The sequence below is a fragment of the Mesorhizobium sp. LNHC229A00 genome (assembly GCF_000502415.1).
Classification (GTDB): domain Bacteria; phylum Pseudomonadota; class Alphaproteobacteria; order Rhizobiales; family Rhizobiaceae; genus Mesorhizobium.
This window is the reverse complement of sequence record NZ_AYWQ01000225.1, coordinates 1-346: the sequence shown is the minus strand read 5'-3', so window position 1 is coordinate 346 and position 346 is coordinate 1. Positions and strand designations below refer to the sequence as shown.

Genomic DNA, 346 nt, shown 5'->3' with positions numbered 1-346 from the left:
GGTATTCACATTATCCGAATCTTCGCCGGGGGTACCATTGCCGTCATCACCGGTCACAACAATGTTGAAGTTGGTGGCCGCGCCCAGATCCACGAGCAGTGAACCTGTCGGCCCTCCAGCTGTTGCTGAGGTCGCCGCGATTGGATTGAAGACGATATCGCCCGTCCGGTGCAGTACTTCCAGCGAGTCGGTTCCATTGGCGTTCAGCGTCAGCTTGGCAACGACATCAGCCCCTTCCATCAGATTCAACACGATCTGGGATGCCGAGCTGAAGGCAACTTGGACATTCTGGCCCGTCGCCGAAACGCTGCCAAATCCGTCCGCGCCGTACTGCCACTCTGCAAAT

General features: G+C 57.5%; 1 protein-coding gene. It reads right to left on the bottom strand.

Annotated elements, in window-relative coordinates:
• Nucleotides 1–346: hypothetical protein (locus X742_RS1000000175220; RefSeq protein ID WP_032925250.1), on the bottom strand; the 346-nt coding region annotated here is incomplete at both ends.